The sequence below is a fragment of the Sodalinema sp. genome, from assembly GCF_046483825.1.
Lineage (GTDB): Bacteria > Cyanobacteriota > Cyanobacteriia > Cyanobacteriales > Geitlerinemataceae > Sodalinema.
The window spans coordinates 18,718-37,054 of sequence record NZ_JAWOCL010000269.1; the positions used below are offsets into that span (position 1 = coordinate 18,718).

At 51.9% G+C, this 18,337-nt stretch carries 15 protein-coding genes; 4 read left to right on the forward strand and 11 right to left on the reverse strand.

Going from position 1 to position 18,337, the window contains the following annotated elements; translation table 11 throughout:
- The first annotated feature begins 1 nt into the window (after position 1).
- Together R6U67_RS17085 and R6U67_RS17090 are read left to right on the forward strand one after the other, a co-directional pair.
- Positions 2–1,117 carry an adenylate/guanylate cyclase domain-containing protein gene (locus R6U67_RS17085; RefSeq protein WP_410253677.1) on the forward strand — a complete coding sequence of 372 codons (1,116 nt, stop codon included), beginning with the start codon at positions 2–4 and terminating at the stop codon, positions 1,115–1,117.
- Positions 1,118–1,381: 264 nt separating this feature from the next.
- A complete protein-coding gene (locus R6U67_RS17090) occupies positions 1,382–2,839 on the forward strand; it encodes a methyl-accepting chemotaxis protein (protein WP_410253663.1) in 1,458 nt (485 codons plus the stop codon).
- Between the two features lies 1 nt (position 2,840).
- On the opposite strand, the gene R6U67_RS17095 is transcribed toward R6U67_RS17090, so the two are convergent.
- A complete protein-coding gene (locus R6U67_RS17095) occupies positions 2,841–3,761 on the reverse strand; it encodes a DUF3153 domain-containing protein (protein ID WP_410253664.1) in 921 nt (306 codons plus the stop codon).
- 265 nt (positions 3,762–4,026) lie between these two features.
- Here R6U67_RS17095 and R6U67_RS17100 point away from each other — a divergent pair, with 265 nt between their 5' ends.
- Entirely contained in the window at positions 4,027–5,259 is a 1,233-nt protein-coding gene (locus R6U67_RS17100) for an HhoA/HhoB/HtrA family serine endopeptidase (RefSeq protein ID WP_410253678.1), read from the forward strand.
- On the opposite strand, the gene R6U67_RS17105 is transcribed toward R6U67_RS17100, so the two are convergent.
- From R6U67_RS17105 to psb35, 10 genes are all read right to left on the reverse strand, one after another.
- Entirely contained in the window at positions 5,256–5,606 is a 351-nt protein-coding gene (locus tag R6U67_RS17105; RefSeq protein ID WP_410253665.1) for a DUF760 domain-containing protein, read from the reverse strand. The two genes, R6U67_RS17100 and R6U67_RS17105, sit on opposite strands and share 4 nt — an antisense overlap.
- Positions 5,607–5,703: 97 nt before the next feature.
- Positions 5,704–6,219, reverse strand: coding sequence for an SMC-Scp complex subunit ScpB (gene scpB / locus R6U67_RS17110; RefSeq protein ID WP_410253666.1), 516 nt, complete (start codon positions 6,217–6,219; stop codon positions 5,704–5,706).
- 80 nt (positions 6,220–6,299) lie between these two features.
- Positions 6,300–6,722, reverse strand: coding sequence for a type II toxin-antitoxin system VapC family toxin (locus tag R6U67_RS17115; RefSeq protein ID WP_410253667.1), 423 nt, complete (start codon positions 6,720–6,722; stop codon positions 6,300–6,302).
- Positions 6,719–7,081: a type II toxin-antitoxin system ParD family antitoxin gene (locus R6U67_RS17120; protein ID WP_410253668.1), complete on the reverse strand. Its 363-nt coding sequence runs from the start codon at positions 7,079–7,081 to the stop codon at positions 6,719–6,721. The genes R6U67_RS17115 and R6U67_RS17120 overlap by 4 nt, the downstream gene beginning before the upstream one ends.
- Before the next feature lie 87 nt (positions 7,082–7,168).
- Complete coding sequence (locus tag R6U67_RS17125) at positions 7,169–9,193, reverse strand: vWA domain-containing protein (protein ID WP_410253669.1); 2,025 nt, start codon at positions 9,191–9,193, stop codon at positions 7,169–7,171.
- 222 nt (positions 9,194–9,415) lie between these two features.
- On the reverse strand, positions 9,416–11,929 hold the full coding sequence (gene gghA, locus R6U67_RS17130) for a glucosylglycerol hydrolase (protein WP_410253670.1): 2,514 nt from the start codon (positions 11,927–11,929) through the stop codon (positions 9,416–9,418).
- 273 nt (positions 11,930–12,202) lie between these two features.
- Entirely contained in the window at positions 12,203–14,455 is a 2,253-nt protein-coding gene (glgB, locus tag R6U67_RS17135; protein WP_410253671.1) for a 1,4-alpha-glucan branching protein GlgB, read from the reverse strand.
- A gap of 377 nt (positions 14,456–14,832) precedes the next feature.
- Positions 14,833–16,233 carry a hypothetical protein gene (locus R6U67_RS17140; RefSeq protein ID WP_410253672.1) on the reverse strand — a complete coding sequence of 467 codons (1,401 nt, stop codon included), beginning with the start codon at positions 16,231–16,233 and terminating at the stop codon, positions 14,833–14,835.
- Between the two features lie 120 nt (positions 16,234–16,353).
- Positions 16,354–16,719 (reverse strand): hypothetical protein, encoded by a 366-nt coding sequence (locus R6U67_RS17145; protein WP_410253673.1) that lies wholly within the window; start codon positions 16,717–16,719, stop codon positions 16,354–16,356.
- Positions 16,720–16,809: 90 nt separating this feature from the next.
- Positions 16,810–17,001, reverse strand: coding sequence for a photosystem II assembly protein Psb35 (psb35, locus tag R6U67_RS17150; protein ID WP_170188359.1), 192 nt, complete (start codon positions 16,999–17,001; stop codon positions 16,810–16,812).
- 265 nt (positions 17,002–17,266) lie between these two features.
- Here psb35 and R6U67_RS17155 point away from each other — a divergent pair, with 265 nt between their 5' ends.
- Positions 17,267–18,148, forward strand: coding sequence for a mechanosensitive ion channel family protein (locus R6U67_RS17155; protein WP_410253674.1), 882 nt, complete (start codon positions 17,267–17,269; stop codon positions 18,146–18,148).
- Positions 18,149–18,337: the final 189 nt, after the last annotated feature.

Genomic DNA, 18,337 nt, shown 5'->3' on the forward strand with positions numbered 1-18,337 from the left:
GTTGCAGGAACAACTCGAAGCCCAGAATGCTCGACTTCAGGCAGAAATCCGCGATCGCATTCAAGCTGAAGAATCCTTACGTCAAAAAGAACAGTATCTCCGTTTGATTCTGAATAATATCCCCCAACAAGTGTTTTGGAAAGATACCAATTTGATTTTTATGGGCTGCAATCAAAACTGGGCTGATGCGGCTCATTTAGACTCTCCTCTCGATGTGGTGGGTAAAACCGACTACGATATGTTTGGAGATACGGAGATTGCTGAACGGTTTAGGGAACAAGATCGGCGTATTATTGAAACGAATACACCGGAACTCCATATTACGGCCAAAAAACAGAAACTTGATGCTGAGGGGCGCTCGGTTTGGCTCGATATCAATAAGCTGCCAATTCACAATGATCAGGGAGAGGTGATTGGTATTTTAGGGGTCTTAGAAGATATCACGAAACGAAAACTAGCGGAAGAAGCACTGAAGGCGGAGAAACAAAAATCAGAACATCTACTCCTGAACATTTTACCTAAGGCGATTGTCGATCGCCTCAAACAACTCGAAAGTGCGATCGCCGACCGTTTTGATGATACCACCGTCATGTTTGCTGATATTGTTGGGTTTACGGCTCTTTCGTCTCAAGTATCTCCCATTGAAGTCGTCAATCTTCTCAATCAAATTTTTTCGGTTTTTGACCGTCTAGCTGATAAACATGGTCTGGAAAAAATAAAAACTATTGGGGATGCCTATATGGTGGCTGGAGGGCTGCCGATTCCCCGTGGTGATAGCCCCGAAGCCGTTGCCAATATGGCGTTAGATATGTTGGAAGCGATGGCAGACTTTCAGCCAGCGGGCGACTCTCCCTTAGAAATTCGCATTGGACTCAATACCGGGCCAGTTGTTGCGGGGGTGATTGGCATTAAGAAGTTTATTTATGACCTCTGGGGAGATACTGTTAATGTCGCCAGTCGTATGGAATCAACGGGACTTCCGGGTCGTATTCAGGTGTCTGAAGATACTTATTTACGCCTACAACATTATTTTGAATTTGAAGAGCGCGGCTTGATTCCCATTAAAGGCAAAGGGACTATGAAAACCTATTGGTTGGTCGGTCACCGTCAGTCTTGATGGCTGCGAAATTTGGGTGCAAAAAACAACTTTTTATTGCCATGATTTATGACTTAGACAAGTTCTAATATTGCCTATTTTTTGTTTGAAATTTAGTTTATTTTTTAATGATTTTAGCAAAAAAAGAGGTATGATGAAAGTGTTAATCTTTGGGGCAGGGAGTCAAAGGTCGTGGAATCGGAACGCTTCGTCAGGTCATGAGCAAATTCCGTATTATGTCACAATTTACTGTGCCGTCTCTGCCAGGATATGAGGTAAATTAGGATGATTTCATTAAAACAGCAAAGAATTCGGACATGGATCATCGGGGGATATGCCGTTCCCATTGTACTCTCGCTATTCTCGTTTGTCATCGTCTGGAACAGCGTGCGGACGTTACAGCAGGAAGCGGATCAAGTTGAAGAATTTATCGAAAATGATCGCATTGTCGATCGCATGGAGTTAAATACTCAGGTTCTCTCACGGACTTTGCGGGGCTATTTACTCGATCCGAACAGCATCTCTCTCAATAGCTATAACGAGGCTCGGCAAAATTTCTACACGGATGTCCCCATACTGATGGAACGATTGAGGGAGCCGCAGGAAGAAGATCAGTTACAAGAGATTGTAGATGCCGTCGAACGACTCATCGAGACCCACCGCACCATTTTTGTTCAAGTCCAGGGGGGCGATCGCACCGGAGCAATTGAGAGTTGGAAGCAACTACAGGGCCGGACTCAGGCTGAGGAGATTCAAGATCAGTTCACGAGCTTTAGTGAACATGAGAAGTCCAGAGTCATCGCGAGTCAGTCAACGCAGCAAGAGTCCTTGACTGTCCTGATCAACGCGACCATCAGTTTAACCCTATTGACCTTAATCGTTTCCGCCTTTGTCGGCTGGTGGGTGATTAGCCGCATTACCCGACAAATGAATGAAGCCGCCAGTTCCGTGGCCAGTTCATCGATGGAAATTGCGGCGACGATGGAAGAGCAAGAACGGACCGCCAGTCAGCAAGCGGCCTCAGTCAACGAAACCACCACCACGATGGATGAACTCGGGGCCTCGGCTCGTCAGGTGATGAACCAGGCTGAGTCGGCGACAGGAAGTGCCAATGAGGTGTTGAGCCAGGCTGACAATGGCACTCGCGCGGTCGAGGAAACCCTCGAAACCATGTATTCGTTGAAAGATCGGGTCTCGGCGATCGCCCAACAGATTTTACGTCTGAGCGAGCAGACCAACCAAATCGGCAATATTTCCAACCTGGTCAGTGATTTAGCCAATCAAACCAATATGTTAGCCCTCAATGCCGCTGTAGAAGCGGTGCGAGCGGGGGAACATGGTAAAGGCTTCTCGGTGGTCGCCAGTGAAATCCGCAAACTGGCCGATCAGAGCAAAAAATCGGCTGAGAAGATTAACACCCTCGTCGAAGATATCCAAAATGCCATCAATACGACGGTCATGGTCACCGATGAAGGGACTAAAAGCGTTGAAACAGGGGTAAAAGTCAGTCAGAACACCTCCCACGCCTTTGCAGGAGTCCGAGAAGGCATCAATCAGGTGGTTATGAGCAATCAACAGATTACCCTAACCCTCAAACAGCAGGTGAATGCTGTTGAACAGGTGATTGAAGCCATGACGGTTCTCAATGTGGCGGCTCAAGAGACCGCCACGGGGATTACTCAGGTTAAAGAAGGAACCCAACGCCTGAATCAAGCGGCCGTCTCGTTGAAAGATCTGGTTTGATCTAGGGAGTTGGGGTTTCTGAGGGCGTATCTGAGGGCGTATCTGAGGGTGTATCTGAGGGCGTATCTGAGGGTGTATCTGCCGCTGGATTGGCGGCCGGTTTGGCTTGTCGTGGGCGGCGGCCAATGCCTAAGGCCGGGAGGAGCGTTTCTTTAATATAGGAGGCGATCGCCACCAAAACAATAATCAGCACAGCCCCGATACCGATGGGGCTAGGAACCCAGAAATCTGCCTCTAGGTGCTGAGTTTCCCCCGGTTCTAGGGACCAAATCAGGGTGTTATCTTCTAACGTCGGTGCCGTCTTGCCAACAAACGAGCTAACGCTGGCTCCCCAGGGGGTGATGAGGCGGAAACTGACATCAACGAGTCCCGTGGGACTAATCAGCACATTCCCCTCACTCGATAAGACTCCCAAGGCCCGCAAATCTACATCTAAACTGAGATGGTTGGCGATGGCGAAGATTAAGTTTTTCTGATTCAGGCTCAGATGGGTTTCGAGTTCAGGAATCTCCCCGGCTTGTTCTGGGGTGAGGCCATTCTGTTCAACGGGGTTAAAGAAACTCTCGAACTTTTCAACGAGGTCATCTCCGTTATTGAAGGGGATGACGACACGCCAGCGACGATCGCCGACTTGTTGGGTATAGCCTTGCAGCGATCGCGCCCGCTGTTTCAGGCTTTGAGTCCAGCGATCGACGGTGCTGCTGCTGAGATTGACGAATCGTTGGGATAGGGTAATATCCTGGACAATCTCGCCGTGGGTTTGGCTGTCGAAGTGAATCCCCACATCGTAGCGGACACATCCCGACAGGAGTACAGTGGTTAGGGCAACGACGAGCAACAGAGGCGATCGCCGCAGCCGGCCCCAGAGAGAAACCCAAGGGGCTGCGATCGCCGCGTAAACTGGAGTAAGAACAGACTTCACAAAATTCACGGACTTCGACAGGAGTAGTTTCCTTGATTTTAAGCCCTTCTGGAGCAAGCCCAAGAATTTGAGTCCAGATTTCCCCCCATCCCCTCGGGCAATCTTTGCCAAAGGCGAAGTGAAAATGCCAGAATAGGGGTCAAGACCCACAGGAATCACTTTCGCCAGACCAGACAGGACAATAGTAGCGAGGCAATCTATTTCCCTAAGGGGGTTTTTCCGTTATTTCTTGTTAATTTTTAAGTGTTAATTAATCATTGCTATGATGAAGCCTTCCGGGAGACAACTGGCCATCTATGTTCTCCTTTTGCTGCTTGGCGGAGGGATTGGTGGCGTTGTCAGCCGTCAAACTGGCAGAACGGCCCCGGACTCGTCAAGCCAAGCCTCAGACTTATCCCTAGATCCTGTGGTCTTACAGCCGACTCAATGGCAAATGGAGCCTTCTGCTGAAGAGATTGATCGTCAATTAAACAGCAATCCCAACTTTATCGCCCGAGCCGCCGAGCGAGTGGGGCCAGCCGTGGTCCGCATCGACGCCACCCGTCGCGTTCGCTCACCGCTTCCTGACTCAGTCCCAGAGCATCTGTTCCGCCGCTTTTTGGGCCAGGAACCCCAACAACCCCTAGAACGGACTGAACGGGGGACGGGTTCGGGCTTTATTTTGTCCTCCGACGGGCAAATTCTCACCAATGCTCATGTGGTTGAAGGCACCGATGTGGTGGAGGTGACGTTACGAGATGGGCGCAAATTTGAGGGACAGGTCATCGGCCGCGATGTCTTAACGGATGTAGCCGTTGTCACCATCGCAACGACGGGACTGCCGACGGCGACGCTCGGCTCCTCGGAAGGCTTAGTGGCCGGACAATGGGCCATTGCCATTGGCAACCCCCTCGGATTAGATAATACCGTGACGGTGGGGATTATTAGTGCTACCGGGCGATCGAGCGCCCAAGTGGGGATTAGTGATAAACGAGTTCGCTTTATTCAAACCGACGCGGCCATCAATCCCGGTAACTCCGGGGGGCCATTACTCAACGATCGCGGTGAAGTGATTGGTGTCAACACCGCCATTCGGGCCAACGCTCAGGGGTTGGGGTTTGCTATCCCCATTGAAACGGCTCAACGGATTGCTGAACAACTTTTCGCCACCGGAGAGGCCCAACATCCCTTTCTCGGCATTGAAATGTTGGACTTAACCCCAGAAATGCGAGACGATTTAGCACGAAACCCCCAGATTGACCTCAACCTGACTCAGGAGCAGGGGGTCCTCATCGTGGGGGTTCAAGCTGACTCACCGGCGGCCCGTTCAGGACTCCAAGTTGGGGATATGATTGAACGCATCGACGGACAAACGGTGGCGACAGCGATCGATGTCCAGGCGGCTGTTGAACGGGCGCAGGTGGGGCAACGGCTGGGCATTGAGGTGCTTCGGAACGGAGAACTTAGGATGATCTCAGTTCGTCCCGAAGCTATATCTCGCCGGCCGGGATTGAGTTAGTCTGGGCGATGGGCCTCTGAATCAGGGCTATCAACTTGAGACACTTGATGATCGAGTTCCATACGTTGTTCCATTTGGCGTAGGAAATAGCCGGTCATCATTGCCGAAGCGAGCATTCCGGCCATATTTTCGCGGTCTGTGGAGATATGGACGTTGAACTCTTCTGAAGGAAGCACGCCGACGAGTCCTTGTACATTGCGAGAGATGATGTCTTTGATTTCTGGACTCGCCGACTTGGCAACCCGTGCCAGAATATCTGGGGACTGGTGTTGAAGATAGTCCAGAAGCTGGTTACTAACTTCCTCAGTTTCTTTCATCTGAGCAAAAATTTCGGGGTCGAAAACCATGAGCGTCTCAGTTACGTCGGTGGATCAACAGTGGATGAACCTTAGAGCAAACTTGGATCAAACCATGGACCTGTACCCTCTAGTGTAGGCCATCGCTCTACCCCTTGGCGATGAGATCGAGCGATCGCACGCTTCCTTGCAGTTGAAAATACTGGTGAAATTTATCCGTCAGCCGCAGTTCATAGGAGCGGCCATCGGCGGATTTGCGGCGGCGAACTAAGCCGAGTTCTACGAGGTCTTTCACTTGTTGGTAAGCCCCAGATCCCCGTAAGTCTACCAGTTCCGAGAGTCGGAGGGGTTGTTTGATGGCGATCGCCGCTAGGGTGCGTTGAGCGCCGACCCCCAGTTCTGCTGGAACGATCGCGAACATGACATCCTGGAAACTTTCGCGTAGTTGCAGGCTATATTGACCTTTGAGTTCTACGATGTCCAGGGCGCTATCTCGTCGGGCGTAATCATCCATCAACTCTAACAGGGCTTCTTGCACTTGCGGGCGATCGCAGCCAGCACAATCGGCCAACTGGCTCAGGGATAGGGCCTGTCCTTTCAGATACAAAATTGCTTCTAATACTGTTGCTAAGCGCCGCTGGGGCTGTTTTTTCGTTGACGTCATAAGATTCGTTCTTGGCCGCAGAGTCTCACGGAACTGCTCTAACTCTCGATTATAGGCCGTCCGTTGGCCAGCGGTGATGTCTAGGATTGCTCTTCACCGGGCAACACCTCAAAACTCTCGTGGCCATGAATGCGGTAGAAGAAAAAGTCTGAATCTAGGGTTAGAATTTGGCGGTAGCCGGTTTGTTCTGCCAAAAGGACGAGGCTGGCATCGGCAAAGTCCATCGGGCGATCGCGATACTGTTCCATCAATTCCAGGAGTCTCGGGATGAGATCAGGGTCGATCTCATAGGTAACAAACAAACCTTTAAGGAGCAAGTTGCCCACCCTTTTCTGCATCGCCCAACCCCCGCGACGAGACGTGAGGTGCATGGCTTCAGCCAAGCAAGGCCAAGTCGTAATCAGGGGTTGTCCGTAACGTGAGATTGATCGTTTGTAGAGATTGTGTTGAGGTTGGGTAGGATCAACGAGACAGAACAGTATCCCGGTGTCGCCGATAATCATAACTCTAAGCCTTGCTTGCGATACTTTTCAACAATCATTTCCTCAATTTCTGATTGGCTTGGCTTTACGGCGGCACGCTCGATGGGCGGTTCTATGCTTTCTAAGTCTTGGAACCATTCTGCCCACGCAACACCATAGTCGCGATCAGGGTCAGGTTGGTCTGTCGTTGTCTGGTGTTGCTCGATCGCCGGTTCCTCATCACTCTCTTCACGGCGATCGCAGTGTTCTTCGTCTTCAAGTCCTTGGTCTTCAAGGAGAACCAAGGCAGCACGCACAACGTCAACCGCAGACGAATAGTGTCCCTTGTCTAAGTGATGTTGAATCATCTCTTCGAGTTCGCGGGGCAGAATGATATTCATAGCTTTTTTCTCCGGTGGTTTAGAAGGGGCGATCGCGGCAAACTATCCCAATTATAGGAAGCCGCATCGATTCGCCCCAAACCTCACCTAGTCGGCGACCCGCGCGAGTTCCAGGAGTTCTAGAAACTCTGCCCGGTAGCCGTGGCGATCGCCGCCTAGAGCGTCCTGGGCCAGTTCTCGCGCCAGGGTCAAATCGCTTTGACCGCGAAACTCCGACTCCCGTAGCCACAGTCCAAACGCCGCTACCGCCGCCGCAAAGCGGAAGTCATCGGAGGTTTGGCTGAGGGACACCGGGCGATCGCGAACCGGGCGATCGATCCGTTGCGATGTCTCAGCCGTAGGGTCTTTATACCGCAGCTTCACCAGCATCATCTCCTCCGCCGTCTCAGCGTCGAGATCCAGATTGTCCCCATCCGCTGACGTTTGATAGCGCAAATCATCCACCTCGGGCAGTTCCACCTCCGACTCCACTCCCACCGGAATCACCTCATAGAGGGCTGTCACCGAATGTCCCGCCCCCAGTTCCCCCGCGTCTTGGCTGTCGTCATTGAAATCTTCATCGGCCAGCAAGCGGTTTTCATAACCGATGAGTCGGTAGGCCTGGACTTTAGCCGGATTGAATTCCACCTGAATTTTTACGTCTTTAGCTAGCGTCAGCAGCGTTGCCCCCATTTCATTGACGAGAACCTTGCGAGCCTCCATCACACTGTCAATGTAGGCATAGTTGCCGTTGCCATGGTTCGCCAACTGCTCCATTTTGGCATCTTGCAAATTCCCCGTGCCGAAGCCAAGCACCGTTAGGAAAATATCGTTGTCTCGCTCCTGTTCAATCAGGCGCACCAGTCCCGCCTCACTAGAGGTTCCGACATTGAAATCGCCGTCGGTGGCCAGGATCACGCGGTTGTTGCCGTCTTCGATAAACTGCTCTCGGGCCAGTTGATAGGCCAGTTGGACACCTTCACCGCCGGCGGTGGAGCCTCCTGCTTCGAGTTGGGCGATCGCATCGAGAATGGCATCGTTTTCGTTCCCCGGCGTGGGTTCTAGGACGACTCCCGCCGCCCCAGCATAGACGACAATGCTCACGGTATCGTCTTCGTCGAGTTCGTTGACCAACAGACTAAACGCCGATTTCAGCAAGGGCAGCTTATCAGGAAAGTTCATCGAACCGGACACATCGAGAAGGAAGACCAAATTGGCGGGGGGCAAGTCATCGCTGGGGATGGACTGACCTTGTAAGCCGATGTGGACAAGCTGGTGCTGTGGGTTCCAGGGGGCGGCTGAGACTTCGGTGATGAGGGAGAACGGCTCGTCGCCGTCGGGTTCGGGATAATCGTAGCTGAAATAGTTGATCAGTTCTTCAATTCGCACGGCATCGACGGGGGGACGCTGGCCGTTGCGTAGGAAGCGGCGCACGTTACTGTAGGCTGCACTGTCAACGTCGATGGAGAAGGTGGACAGGGGGTTACTGCGGACGGACAGGAAGCGGTTTTCGGCGATGGGGTTGTATTCTTCCCGGTTATAACCAGGTGGGTACGTCGGGGCGGAACGACTACCAATGCCCCCAGTTCCGTATTGAGCGGGGGCGTTTTGTAGGGTTGAGAGGGCCGGTTCAGGACCTGCCGGACTCGACTCTCGTATGGAGGAACCGTCGTCTGCGGCGTCACCGCTAGCGAGCAGGTTGAAGATGCCGAATTCGCGATCGAGGGTTTCGAGGAGTTCGGATTCGGCGTCGGATAGCTGACTCCAGAGATTTTGCTGGTTGAGGACTTCGACGCAGGTTTCGACGGCCTCGATGAGTTCTTGGCGTTGTAGGGGACGGCGGAAGATGGGGGAACCGTCGGCGTAGCGTATGGGACAGCCGTAGCGATCGCCGAATTCCACGAGGCGATCGAGTTGGGGGTGGTTGGCGGGGATGCGATTGAGGTCTCCGAGTGCTGGGGAATGTTGACCCAAGCTGATCGCTCCCGTGTGGATGAGGAGTCCTCCGACGAGGCCCCCTAGGGCGATCGCCCCTAAGATCGGTCTAACGGAGAGTTGGCGCAACCGGCGAGGGGTTGCCTGAGATGGGTTAGTGTTGTCTGAGTTTGACTCGTTTGAATTTGGATGGCGCATGGTTATCCTCGCGGGAGATAGACATTCGGCTCGATCAGTCGGGGTGTTGACATCATGGCGTTACCACCCGGCCCCTCTATTCTATTTCTCTATTTGTGACAATCATCCTTTGAAACTATCAGGATGATCGCCGAGAGTGCCGCCTGCAATGTCCCCCGGAAACGACAATCAGGACGTACCCCGGGGAGTACGTCCTGATTGGCAAGGTTAAGCGGGTGAACCTTAGCGGTTCGCCCGAGTCAATAACACCGCCTGACTATCGCTGAGGGTGAGGGTTCGTAAATCGCTAACCTCTAATCCCGGTGAGGTGAGGGCAATCTCCCACTCCTCTAAATCTAGTTGTAGCCAATCGCCCAAGGTCACTGTGAGGGGATCACCGCCCATGTGAGTGGCGATCGCCACTTGTTCGGTTTCATCAGGACTGGTACGCAGTCCGTAATAGAGTGTCCCCGTCTCTTCATCAATATGATTGAAGCGATCGCGGGATGCAAAATTGTCTCGCAACCAGGGCCGCGCCAACCGAAACTCTCGCAATTGCCGATTGTAGGCCGTCTGTTGCGGATCTAAAAACTGCTCATGGTTCCAGACATTGCAAATCTCATGGGCATCTTCCATAAAGGCTGTGGCAAACTCCTTCAGTTTACCGACATCCAACTCTTGCAGAATTGGCGACTTCTCCGACACATTGAGTTTTTGTAACTCAGCGGCTGAGGCGATCGTTTTAGCTTCCTCCTGCATCTCGGTTGAATCCGACTCAGTCCCTAAATGGCGTTGACAAATGCGGGCCACCTCATCCAAATCATAATCCGTCTCGTCAATGGCGTGTTGCAAGCCTCGCATAAACTGCCGCAACTCACCCACTTTCTTAAATCCCATCCCTTTGAGACGGGGAAAAATACCCGAGAGGTCATACACATCCGGTTCAACTTGCCAATCGAGAAACCCGGCCTCTTCGGCGACGACTTTCACGCCATAGCGATCGTCAGTATTCCGCAAAAAGCCCCAAGGCGCGCGCATCGTACAGTTAATAAAGTCCATCGGCAGTCCGGGACTAAAGCCATACACCAACAGGGTAATTGCCGGGTTATCGTAGGCATTATTCAACACCTCCGGTAAGGTTTTACCCAAATTCCAGTTAATGGGCATTTCTGGGTCAACCTGAGTTCCCCGCCGTAGGGTATCGTGATTTCCGCAGCCAGTAATCCAATTCGCCCCCACCTGCATCACTTCACAAACCCGCTTCCATTTGCGGCTCCAGAACTTCTGTAAACTGGGAGTATTATGGGCAAACACCAACGGACCCCATTGGAAACTTTCGGGCAGAAACTCGATGATATCTCGATAGGTCGAAATCTCTTCCCAGCCTTCAGCGGGCCAAGGTCGTCCATCTTCAAAAATGGTAAAGGGATAGCGAGAACTCTCGGCGATTTCTTGCGGAACCCGCGCCATTTCTTGCAGGTAAACATCATCATACTCAACCCGACCCGACATCGGATTAAAGTATTTGAAATCCTGAGCGCCATCGACGCGAATCCCATCAACCCCAGTGTCGGACTTGCGCCGCTGCATTTCTAGGAGAATTGCCCGAACTCCTGGGTTTTGGTGGTTAACATCTTGCCCATACATATTGGGTCCTTTCAAGAAGCGACCATTGAGGAGATTCAGGGCTTGGTTATCGGCATGACCATAAACGATGTCATAAACCACTTGAATCGGTCCAGTGGAGAAGTTATGCAGGGTTTCAATAAACGCCACGACTTCATCAGGACGTTGAGTTTCCAACACCGAAGGATTGGTAGCCGCCATGCCAAAAATAACAATATCATAGCCCCAGTTTTGGGTGTCTGGTTTCTTCAATTGCACATGAATTTCATCCGACTCATATTCAATGGATTCACTGTCGGGGTCCATGCGTAAACGATCTTCGTCACTACAGGAGAAAAATCCCTGACCATGATCTCGATGACCCAAATATTCAACAGTGGGTTCAATGGGGAGTAATTGTACCGCTTCATAACCGACATAATTTTCCTCAGCGGGGGTGAGGGGGTCTCCCTTAGCCAGTTTGTCGGAAATCCGCTGAAAGAGTTGGGTTAACCCCGAGAGATAGCCGTTGGGGGAGGCGGTGTTGACATGAAGCTGCAAGATGTTGGTGGGGGGGTTGACTTTGACGGGGCTACCGTCGTCGCTGCGGAATTGTTGGAAATAGGCCGTATCGCGGCGATCGCGTTGGAGTTGGTCGCGATCGTACAGTTCCGCCGGCGCATACACGCCATAGGGCAGAGAATCGGCGAGAAAATCGCCAATGGTGCTGATATCGTTGTCATAGTCGAGATATCGCAGCCAGTACAAAGAGCCAAAGTGGTTCGCGTCTCCGGCTTTCATCCCCGACAACACACCCCACATATATTCCCCATCCCGCTCTAGGTTCACATATTCGCGACGGAAACGAACGGTTTGTAAATCCTCTTGGGGATGGACATCCTCTAGGGGCGTAAAGATTTCTAAGTAGATGTTTTTAGGTTGAATCTCTCCTGGACTGAGTTCAGGAACCCAGAAACCAATTTCTGTTAAGCCATCGGGACGATAGTAGGCCCCTAAACGATGAGCAATCTGTTGAGATTTATGGAAAATTGTCTCATCGGAGGCTTGAACGGCCTGTACCCAATCCAAGAGTTTTTGGGTTTCATCGGCAACAAGAGTGATTTCGGCGGCGCGACGAGTGGTTGTAACCATAAGTTTTTAGGGTGAAATAATTATTCAAGATTTGTCTAATACGGAATCTGCATAGTACAGATTCCTTTTGTTCGTCTCTTCCTCTGTCTTCCTCGTTTCTCCCTCCCTCCTCCCTCCCTCCCTCGTGACTTGGCTCCAGCCAAGTCATGCCCTTGGGGAGGCTCTGCCTCCCGAGTGCAGGCGGCAGAGCCGCCTAAGGCCCGTGTCATGGCTGGAGCCATGGCACGAGGAAAGAGGAAACAGAGGAAAGAGGAGGTACAACGAGAACAGGGATTAAGCGTCAGGCTTATGTTTAAAGACCATGACACTCAATGGGGGTAAACACAGGGGTAGGGCCTGACTCCATTTGGGGTTGGACCACTCGACCGTTGCTTTCCCCCCAGCATTGCCCATATTGCTGCCGCCGTAGCATTCAGCGTCACTGTTGAAAATCTCTTCATAGAAACCGGCCTGAGGAACGCCAATCCAATAGTCATGATGGGGAACCGGCGTGAAGTTGCAGACGGTGACCACAAACTCATCGCTGTATTGGTCTTTGCGGATAAAGGAGACGATGCTGTTGTCGGCATCGTTGCAGTCAATCCATTCAAAGCCCTCGTCAGAGAAGTCTTGAGTATAGAGGGCCGGTTGGCTGCGATAGATGCCGTTGATGTCTTTAAAAAAGCGCTTGAGTTTCTGGTGAGACTCTTGATTGAGCAGATCCCATTGCAAATCGCCCCAAGCATTCCATTCTTGATGTTGGCCAAACTCCATGCCCATAAACATGGTCTTTTTGCCGGGGTGGGTAAACATATAGCTGAACAGACAGCGCAAGTTGGCGAATTTCTGCCAATCATCGCCGGGCATCCGGTCCCAGAGGCTGCCTTTGCCGTGAACCACCTCATCGTGGGATAACGCCAACATGAAGTTCTCGCTGAAGGCGTACATCAGGCTAAAGGTGACGTGGTTGTGGTGATAGCGGCGATGGATGGGGTCTTCGCTGAAGTAGTCCAGCATATCGTGCATCCAACCCATGTTCCATTTGAAGTTAAAGCCTAAGCCGCCGAGATAGGTGGGCCGGGAGACGAGGGGCCAGGCGGTGGATTCTTCGGCAATGGAGAGGATGCCGGGATAGTAGCCAAAGATGAGATAGTTTAGTTGTCGCAGGAAGTCTGCGGCTTCGAGGTTTTCATGGCCGCCGTAGCGGTTGGGAACCCACTCGCCATCTTTGCGGTTGTAGTCGAGGTACAACATTGAGGCCACGGCATCGACGCGAATGCCGTCGATGTGGTATTTGTCGAACCAAAATAGGGCGTTGGAGACGAGGAAGTTGCGGACTTCGTTACGGCTGTAGTTGAAGACGTAGGTTCCCCATTCTTTATGTTCGCCTTTGCGGGGGTCGTCATGTTCGTAGAGGTGGGTTCCGTCGAAGTAGGCCAGGCCATGGCTATCTTTGGGGAAATGGCCGGGAACCCAATCGACAATGACGCCGATGTCGTTGGCGTGACATTGGTCGACGAAGTACATGAAGTCTTCGGGACTGCCGAACCGGGAGGTGGGGGCGAAATAGCCGGCGACTTGATAGCCCCAGGAGCCATCGTAGGGATGTTCGGCGACGGGGAGGAGTTCGATGTGGGTGTATCCCAGGTCTTTGACGTAGGGGATGAGTTTGTCGGCGAGTTCTCGGTAGGTGAGGAAGCGTCCTTCGGGCTTCTCGGAGACGCGCACGACTTCGCCGCTGTCGGGGGGATGTTCGGCGCCGGTATGGAGCCAGGAGCCGGCGTGCAGTTCGTAGACGGAGATGGGCTGGTCGTGGGGGTCTCGCTGACGGCGTTGTTGTATCCAGGACTCATCTTGCCATTGGTACTGGTTGAGGTCTACGACTTTGGAGGCGGTGTCGGGCCGGACTTCTTGGCCAAAGCCGTAGGGGTCGGATTTGAGGTAGATGTGGCCTTGGGGGTTTTTGATTTCGTATTTGTAGAGGGTTCCTGAGGGAAGTTGGGGGATGAACAGTTCCCAAATTCCGGTTTCGGTGCGCTCCATTTGGTCTTTGCGACCGTCCCATTCGTTGAAGTCGCCGACGATGGAGACGTTGCGAGCGTTGGGCGCCCAGACGGCGAAATAGACGCCTTCGATGCCGTTGAGGGTGACGGGATGCGCGCCGAGTTTTTCGTAGATGCGATGGTGGTTACCTTCGGCGAAGAGGTAGCGGTCAAAGTCGGTGAGTTTGGGGGAGCGGAAGGCGTAGGGGTCGTAGAAGACTCGTTCGCGATCGCCTTCTTTGACTTTGAGTTGATAGTTTTTCAGTTCTGGGGCTTCAATTTCGCATTCAAAGAAGTTGGGATGATGGACGCTGTGCATGGGGTAGCTATCCCGTTCTTCGGGACGAATGACCCAGGCGGCGTCGGCTTTGGGCAGGTAGGCTCGGACGACCCAAGAACTTTTGCCGTTGTGATCGGAGAGTCGGTGAGAGCCTAAAATCTCGAAGGGATTTTGATGTTGATTGTTGGTAATTTTTTGGATTTGTTCGGCGGTAGTTGTTGTCATAATGGTTGAGATAAGTTTGAGTGTAGGTGAGCGAGGTCGGGGACGAGAATCCCCGAATTTAAAATTGGGAAATTACCCCTAATTTTTGAATTTAGGGACGGCTTGAAAAAGTTTGTAAATCTGGGCTGGGGGTCTTGAGTTTCAGCCCCCCGTCGAGTCAAGACGAGCTACCCGAATCATCGTTGGTAAAGATTGACTCGATACTCACAACGCTATTGCTTTCAGACAAATCTAGTTTTGTCAAGGTGTAATTCAGAGAACTCCTTAACCTTTAATTTAAACGTTAGATTTGTCGAGGTGTGAGGATTTACAGGCCAGTCTACCGTTAAGTTGCCATTCTCGGGGTAGGATTACCTCTATCAAGGGATAGAGTCGTGTTAAGATTTGCGTTCGACGCGATCGTAAACTTCTTCGACTTTCTCGATGGTTTCGTCGGGATCTTGTTCTGCGGCCCGTTGAACGTAGTTAATTTTCACTTCTTGGACGACGTTCGAGATCAGGTTCTGTAATTCATCGAGGGTGGCTTGGTCTTGGAGTTCCTGACGTAAGGCGGTTTGGAAGCGATCGCTGAGGTCTTCAAAGCGTTCTCGCCCGAGTTCGTCGGCGTAGGCGTTGGCGAGGGTTTCACAGGTGGCGTTGGCGAGGTAGTTGGCCAGTTGATGGCTGACATCGTTGGGAAGATGACCTAAGGCGGGAACTCGTTCAACGAGTTCGACGAAGGCGGATTCGGCTAAGGCTTCGGAGAGGGAATGGTTAAGGAGGGATTTGAGTTCGGGTTGTACTTGGGGGAGAACTTTGTAAATGGTGAGTTCGAGGAGGCGATCGCTGATGCGTTCGAGGCTATTGATATCACCGACGGCGACATAGTCTGAGGGGTTGAGTAAGCCACGCGCGAGATCGCCGTTTTCAATGGATTCTTGAAATTGGTTGAGGGTGCGGATGGTGACAAATTCGGAGATGTGATCCGACAGATAAATTCCGGGTTCATGAATCATCTGGGAGAGGACATATTCGATGTTGGCGACTTTTCCCTGATGTAGCCGCACGGTGACGGGGAGAATCCGCAGCCAACGCCAGACGGGGATGAACAGAAACCAGTCGTACCAACGCCGCAACATGGCATCAAACCAGGTTAGGCCGACACGACGGCGGGAGGCGATGAAGGTTAGGACGAGAAATTCTAGGGCGAAAAAGCCAATAAACCAGATATCAATGCGCCAATACGCATCGTAGGGTTGTCCGTTGTCGTCGATTTGTCGGTAGTAGTTGGTGGCCAGCAGGGGAATGATTTTGGTTTGGAAGAAGTTGAGTTCGCTGGTTGCGTCGTGCGATCGCAAGTAGTCAGTGGTCCAAAATTCTCGAAAGGCGACGGTGACGGAGTCTTGATTGAGGCGATCGGTAATGCGACGTTGCAATTTGGCAAAGGTGCTAAATTTACCTGAGGCAATGAAGGGGTTTTCGTCGATGAGAGCTTCACTTTGTTGGCGCAGCCGTTGTAGGGAGACTTGCACTTCGGGAGTATCGAGTTCGGCTTGGGAGACTTGGTTGAGGAGGCGATCGAAGTTTCGTCGATATTGTTCTGTTTGCGGATGGGGTTCGATGCCTTTGACGGGGTCATAAAGTTGTACGACTTGGGGAAGATAGCGAAGATAGATATCCCGCAGAGGCACATAACTGGCATTAAACAGGGCTAACACTAAATTCAGTAGAGCGAGAATAGCAGTCGATTTTATCCAAATTGACATCCACCGTTTGTCGGGGAGCAAAGGCGTATTCATGAATCTCAGTGAACGATTATTATAAACAGGTTAAAAAGAAGAATAAGTAGAGACACGGGGCGATCGCATCTCTACTTTGTTGGGGGCTATGTCCCGGAACTATTCGACCGGGGCCAGCCTTTAAATGATACCGGGTCCTTTGCCACGGTCGTCGTGATCGGCTTCGAGTTTACCGGCTTCGTTGGTTTGGTTAACGGTCTTGAGTTCCTCGGCTCGCTCGGCTTTGAGGGCTTCCTCTTTCTCGCGTAAGTCACCGCGTTCTTCGTAGTACATTTCCGGCTCGACGGCGTAGTTATTGGCCATGCCTTCGCGGTCTACGGTGTAGCCTTTGGTGGTGTCGAGATGACCTTCAGCGGGGTTTTTGGGGGGTTCTGGGGTTTTCTTGAAGTTGTCCCCTTCTTGTTCCATGCGATCGCTCACTTCGGGAGGGGTGATGTGGCGATCGTAGTTGGCGGCTTGTTGGTTAGTATTTTGGTCGGTCGTCATAAAATGAAACTCCAATGAATGGTCAATTTTTAGAGGTGTTAATGTAAGACTCAACGGGGGAGTCCTAAAAGCCTAAAACAAGGTTTTAGATTACTGATTCGTATCAATATCAGGAACGACATCGGGGCGTTCTTTGTCTTCCCAACCGGGCGGACGTTTGGAGTTGTACCAGGCTAGGGAGCCGAGGCCGACTGCTGCGATGAAGCCGACAACTCCGATGATGACACCTGAGATGGGATAGGAAAAGGCTTGTTCAGCGCCTGTCGTTAAGAAGTAAGTCATAGGTAGGTTGCTATTAGGGTCTCGTGTTTACCGTTACTACCCATACTAGGGTAGGAAACGGGGTCAGTGCATCTACCTAGGAGTAGAGGTTTAGCTAAAATACGGCTCAGCCTTTGGTTAGAGTCCTTGGTTAACGGCAGATCTTGGGTTAAAGTAGCCAAGATGCGAGTGGGTTGGACGAGATCCCGGCGATCGCAACGTATAGATAGACAATTAGATAGACAATAGATTAGCGGGCCTCAGAAGTCCCACTTAGAGATTATCCATGACTGCTATTTTGCAAGAAATTCGAACTCGCCTGATTCAGCTAGTTGGCGAGGCCGTCCAGTTGCTGCCAGCACTTCTGATTGCGTTTATCATTCTTGCGCTAACCCGGTGGGCGGCCAAAAATGTGCAACAGGTGGTACGTAGGGGGGGTCGCCGTTTACTGCGGAGTCGTTCTCTCCAGTCGTTGCTGTCGCAGACGAGTTATGTCGCTTCCTGGGTGGTGGGGGTTTTAGCGGCGGCGGTGATTGCTTTTCCTAATTTGGGATTAGGGGATCTCGTGGCCTTCCTCGGGTTAGGATCGGTGGCCATTGGTTTTGCCTTTCAGGATATTTTTAAGAACTTCTTGGCGGGGATTTTACTGTTATTACAAGAACCCTTTGAACTCCACGATCAAATTATTGTGGGAGATTATGAAGGAACGGTCGAAGAGGTAGCGATTCGCTCAACCCAAATTCGCACCTATCGCGGTGAGCGGGTGGTGATTCCTAATTCGATGGTGTTCACCAGTCCGGTTGAAGTGTTGACGGCGTTTGCCTTTCGTCGAACGGATTTGGCGATTGGGGTGGATTACAATACCCCGTTACCGATGGCGGTTCAGGTCTTAAAAGAGGCTCTCGATGGAATTGAAGGGGTGATGGACGAGCCGGATGTGGAGGTGGATGTTGTGGGCTTTGGAGATAGTTCTATTGATTTGTTGGTGCGCTATTGGACGGTTCCTCAACGGGCGGAGGTACGCCGAGTTCAGACGCGAGTGATGATGGCCCTGAAGGCGGCCTGCGATCGCGCCAATATCAGTATTCCCTATCCCATTCGCACGGTGTATCACTATGATCAACGGGAGTTTAACGAGTTGTTTTCCCGTTCAGAACATCAGAATTAGAACTGTCGTGAACCTGAAGAATCGGTAGGGTGCTGTTCCGGCATCAATCTATCTCGAACCTTGAGCAACTCGATAGAACTTGCCGGAACGCACCGCCCCCGGCAATCCCCCGCCAGGCCACAATCATCACTTGATATAGGCCACCGTCACCCCCGCACCGCCTTCTTTCTGGGGGGCTAACTCGAAGTT

Excerpts from the sequence above, each read along its gene's own strand:
- R6U67_RS17090 (WP_410253663.1), top strand. The coding sequence starts at position 1,382 with ATGATTTCATTAAAACAGCAAAGAATTCGGACATGGATCATCGGGGGA.
- R6U67_RS17100 (WP_410253678.1), top strand. The coding sequence starts at position 4,027 with ATGAAGCCTTCCGGGAGACAACTGGCCATCTATGTTCTCCTTTTGCTG.
- R6U67_RS17105 (WP_410253665.1), bottom strand. The coding sequence starts at position 5,606 with ATGGTTTTCGACCCCGAAATTTTTGCTCAGATGAAAGAAACTGAGGAA.
- scpB (WP_410253666.1), bottom strand. The coding sequence starts at position 6,219 with ATGACGTCAACGAAAAAACAGCCCCAGCGGCGCTTAGCAACAGTATTA.
- R6U67_RS17115 (WP_410253667.1), bottom strand. The coding sequence starts at position 6,722 with ATGATTATCGGCGACACCGGGATACTGTTCTGTCTCGTTGATCCTACC.
- R6U67_RS17120 (WP_410253668.1), bottom strand. The coding sequence starts at position 7,081 with ATGAATATCATTCTGCCCCGCGAACTCGAAGAGATGATTCAACATCAC.
- R6U67_RS17125 (WP_410253669.1), bottom strand. The coding sequence starts at position 9,193 with ATGCGCCATCCAAATTCAAACGAGTCAAACTCAGACAACACTAACCCA.
- gghA (WP_410253670.1), bottom strand. The coding sequence starts at position 11,929 with ATGGTTACAACCACTCGTCGCGCCGCCGAAATCACTCTTGTTGCCGAT.
- glgB (WP_410253671.1), bottom strand. The coding sequence starts at position 14,455 with ATGACAACAACTACCGCCGAACAAATCCAAAAAATTACCAACAATCAA.
- R6U67_RS17140 (WP_410253672.1), bottom strand. The coding sequence starts at position 16,233 with ATGAATACGCCTTTGCTCCCCGACAAACGGTGGATGTCAATTTGGATA.
- R6U67_RS17145 (WP_410253673.1), bottom strand. The coding sequence starts at position 16,719 with ATGACGACCGACCAAAATACTAACCAACAAGCCGCCAACTACGATCGC.
- psb35 (WP_170188359.1), bottom strand. The coding sequence starts at position 17,001 with ATGACTTACTTCTTAACGACAGGCGCTGAACAAGCCTTTTCCTATCCC.
- R6U67_RS17155 (WP_410253674.1), top strand. The coding sequence starts at position 17,267 with ATGACTGCTATTTTGCAAGAAATTCGAACTCGCCTGATTCAGCTAGTT.